Here is a 3712-nt window from a genome sequence, read left to right as displayed (position 1 = left end):
GGTGCAGCCGAGCAACAGATCGGCGGCGGCAAACGGTCCCGGTTTGTTGCGGGCTTTGAGATGTGGCGTGCGGCTGCCATCGACGATATAGACCGGGCGCTGGCCGCTGGCGCCGCGATTACTGCTGGCGGTCTTTTTACGGGTGGCGGTTTTTTTTGCGGTTTTCTTCTTCGCTTCTGCCATAGGGTAACCTTCGCTATTTGAGGTCGAGGCCGAAATCATCCACCTTGATCACCTCGCGGCGCGCGGCATCGGCGGCACGGAGAGTCTCAGCCTCCTGTTCAGTGATGATAGCCTGTTTGAGCGCGGCGTGTAACAGGCCCTCCAGACCGTGATAGTCGGGTTCGTAATTCGACAGCTGCTGACGAATGCGCTTTTCGATCGGCTCGGCGGCGATTACCTTGTGCAGGGCATCCTCGATGCGCTGCAGGGGTTCGTCGTTGGCCTGGGGTTGATACATCCCCTCGCACAAGCGTTCGCGGGCGTCACCGGGCGTGATCAGCATATCCGCGATGCGGTGGCCCAGTTTGTCACCGGGCTGCTTGAAGTGCTGGCCCAGGGGAAAGACCATCCAGCGCATGATCCAGGCCACCGGCCGGTTGGGCAGGTTCTGCAACAGGCCGTCGAAAGCGCGCTGGATTTCGAACAGCGTATGCTGACAGCACCAGTGCAGCAGGGGCTCATCGCTTTTGGGATGGCCCTGATCCTCGAACCGTTTGAGACAGGCCGAGGCCAGATACAGCTGGCTGAGAATATCACCCAGCCTTCCGGAAAGTTTCTCCTTGCGCTTGAGATCGCCACCCAGGGTGAGCAGGGCGACGTCGGTCATTAATGCAAAAGCCGCGCTCATGCGGGTCAGATGCTGGTAATAACGACGGGTCGGTCGCCGACCGGAGACCCAGACAAAGCGTGCCGAGGTCAGCCCGTGGAACAGGCTGCGAAACAGGTTTTTGGTCGTAAAGCCGATGTGGCTGAACAGGGCGCGATCGAAATTCTCCAGCGATTGTTCGGGATCCTCCATGCCCAGCGCTTCGAGTTCCTTGAAGATATAGGGATGGCTGCGGATCGCCCCCTGGCCGAAGATGATCATGGTCCGGGTCAGGATGTTGGCGCCTTCCACCGTGATACTGATGGGCGTGGACTGATAGCCGCGGGCGATAAAGTTGCGCGGCCCCAGACAAATGCCGGCCCCGCCAAGGACATCCATGCCGTCATTGATCACCTGGCGCATGCCTTCGGTCAGGTGGTATTTCACAATGGCCGAAATGACCGAGGGCTTCTCGCCCTGATCCAGCGCTACCGAGGTCAGCCCGCGGGCGGCGTCCATCATGTAGGTGTAGGCGCCGATCCGCGCCAGCGCTTCCTCGACCCCTTCGAAACGGCCGATAGGCAGCTTGAACTGGCGGCGTACCCGTGCATAACCGCCGACGGCATGGCTGACCAGTTTGCCCGCACCCGTGCTCAACGCCGGCAGCGAGATACCGCGTCCGTCGGAGAGCGATTCCATTAACATGCGCCAGCCCTGACCAACGCGATCCTGGCCACCGATGATCCAGTCCATGGGAATAAAGACATCCTTGCCGCTGTTGGGCCCGTTCATGAACACCACGTTGAGCGGGAAATGGCGCCGCCCGATGTTGACGCCCGGTGTGTCGGTCGGGATCAACGCCAGCGTGATACCGAGATCCTCTTCATCCCCGAGCAGATGATCGGGATCGTACAGTTTGAACGCCAGCCCCAGCAGTGTGGCGACCGGGCCCAGCGTGATATAGCGCTTGTCCCAAGTGACGCGCATGCCCAGCACATCTTTTTTGCCATCAAACTCCTGGCGACAGACGATGCCGTAATCGGGCATGGATCCGGCATCGCTGCCGGCTTCGGGACTGGTCAGGGCAAAGCAGGGGATCTCCTCGCCCTTGGCAAGGCGGGGCAGGTAATGGTTTTTCTGTTCCTCGGTACCGTATTCGTGCAACAGCTTGGCCGGGCCCAGTGAGTTGGGCACCATCACCGTCACCGCGCCGGTAATACTGCGGGTGGCCAGTTTCATAACGATGGCGGAGTGAGCCAGATTGGAATAATCCAGACCGCCGTACTCTTTGGGGATGATCAGGCTTAAAAAGCCCTGTTCTTTAATATATTGCCAGGCCTGTTCGGAGAGATCGTAGCGTTCGCTGGTAATCTCCCAGTCATCCAGCATCTGGCAGAGTTTTTCCACCGGCCCATCAATGAAAGCCTGCTCTTCGGCGGAGAGGGTGGGTGCCGGGAGGCTGCGCAGTTTTTTCCAGCGCGGGCGGCCGCTGAACAATTCGCCGTCCCACCAGACTGAACCGGCGTCCAGGGCTTCCCGCTCGGTCTGGGACATATGCGGCGAGACACGCCGGAACAGCTTCAACAGGGGGCGGGAGATCCAGCGTTGCCGCCAGCCGGTAACTTTTTGCGCCATGCTGTTCATGGGATGCCTCCTTTCAGAATGATGATCTCATTCACAGTCATTATTTAGAGTCACGTTCTTGCTATAACGTTCACTCGTTTAAAGACTTTATGCGTCCCTGTTGGCTTCGGCAAGTCCGCCAGGCGGCTTATTGCGGGCCGGCGTTGGCCATTTGCAAACCCTGTTCAATTTTTGCCCAGGGCGTATGAAAATGGGGCGAAAAGCGAATCCCGCCACCGCGCTGGGCGCACAGAACGTGCTGTTCCATTAACCAGGTATAGAGTTGCTCAACCGGTATTTGCTTGTGTCTGAACACCACAATTCCCGCATAACGTCCCGCCTGTTTATCGGTGATTAACTCGAGGTTGGGAAGCTGGTCAATGGTGTCGAACATCCGCTGACTGTTCTGGAGTACCTGCTGTTCGATCGTTGCTATCCCGATCTCTTCGATCAGGGAGAGGCTGGCATCCAGCGCATGAGCGCAGAGCATATTGGGGCTGCCGCATTCGAAGCGGCGCGCGCTGTGCGCCGGTTGCCAGTTGGGGTTATCAAACTCGCCCATCTGTTCCACCATGTGCCAGCCGTATTCAAACAGTCGCAACTGTTCGCGTGCTGTTGGGCGGCTATAGAACAGCGCCAGCCCTTCAGGCCCCAGCATCCACTTGTGCCCGTCGGCCATAACAAAGTCAGCGCCGCAGGCCTGTACATCAAACTGCAGTGCGCCGAGACTTTGAATGGCATCCACGCAAAACAGCACATTGTGTTGCCGGCATTGTTCCCCCAGCTGTTCCAGGTCGACACGCAACCCCGACGCATACTGGACTGAGCTTATTGCCAACAGTCGGGTTTGTGCATCAATCGCTTCGATCAGCGCCTGTTCGGGGGACTGTTGACCGTGCAGATTGACCTGGCGTACCTGCACGCCACGGGCTTCCAGCGACTCCCAGACAATCCGGTTGGAGGGGAACTCTTCATCGCTGATGACGACCGTGTCGCCGGGTTGCCAGTCGAGTCCCCAGGCCACCATCGACAGGGCTTCCGAGGTGTTTTTAACCAGTGCGATATCCTCGGCCCGGGTATTGATCAATCGCGCCCCGCGTTCGCGCAGGCGGGTTTCGACCGCGACCCAGTGCGGATAATGCAGTGAGCCCAGCTGATGGTTGTCGTGGGCAAAAGCTTCCACCGCCTGTAGCGTACGCTTTGGCCAGGGCCCCACTGCCGCATGATTGAGATGAATCAAATCATCCTGCAGGTTGAATTCCTGTTCGATCAACGTCTGAA

At 58.8% G+C, this 3712-nt stretch carries 2 protein-coding genes and 1 pseudogene; all 3 read right to left on the bottom strand.

Annotation, left to right across the window (positions count from 1 at the left end; translation table 11 throughout):
* A pseudogene (locus RI563_RS11980) lies at nucleotides 1-183 on the bottom strand (acetyl-CoA C-acyltransferase); the annotation flags it as partial.
* Nucleotides 184-196: 13 nt separating this feature from the next.
* Complete coding sequence (locus tag RI563_RS11975) at nucleotides 197-2452, bottom strand: acyl-CoA dehydrogenase (protein ID WP_310694614.1); 2256 nt, start codon at nucleotides 2450-2452, stop codon at nucleotides 197-199.
* 127 nt (nucleotides 2453-2579) lie between these two features.
* A complete protein-coding gene (locus RI563_RS11970) occupies nucleotides 2580-3704 on the bottom strand; it encodes an aminotransferase class V-fold PLP-dependent enzyme (RefSeq protein WP_310694616.1) in 1125 nt (374 codons plus the stop codon).
* Nucleotides 3705-3712 lie beyond the last annotated feature (8 nt).

It is taken from the genome of Thiohalophilus sp., from assembly GCF_031581315.1.
Taxonomy (GTDB): domain Bacteria; phylum Pseudomonadota; class Gammaproteobacteria; order UBA6429; family Thiohalophilaceae; genus Thiohalophilus.
This window is presented reverse-complemented; position numbering and strand designations above follow the sequence as displayed.

Coding starts and splice junctions, on each gene's coding strand:
- RI563_RS11975 (WP_310694614.1), bottom strand. CDS start 2,452: ATGAACAGCATGGCGCAAAAAGTTACCGGCTGGCGGCAACGCTGGATC.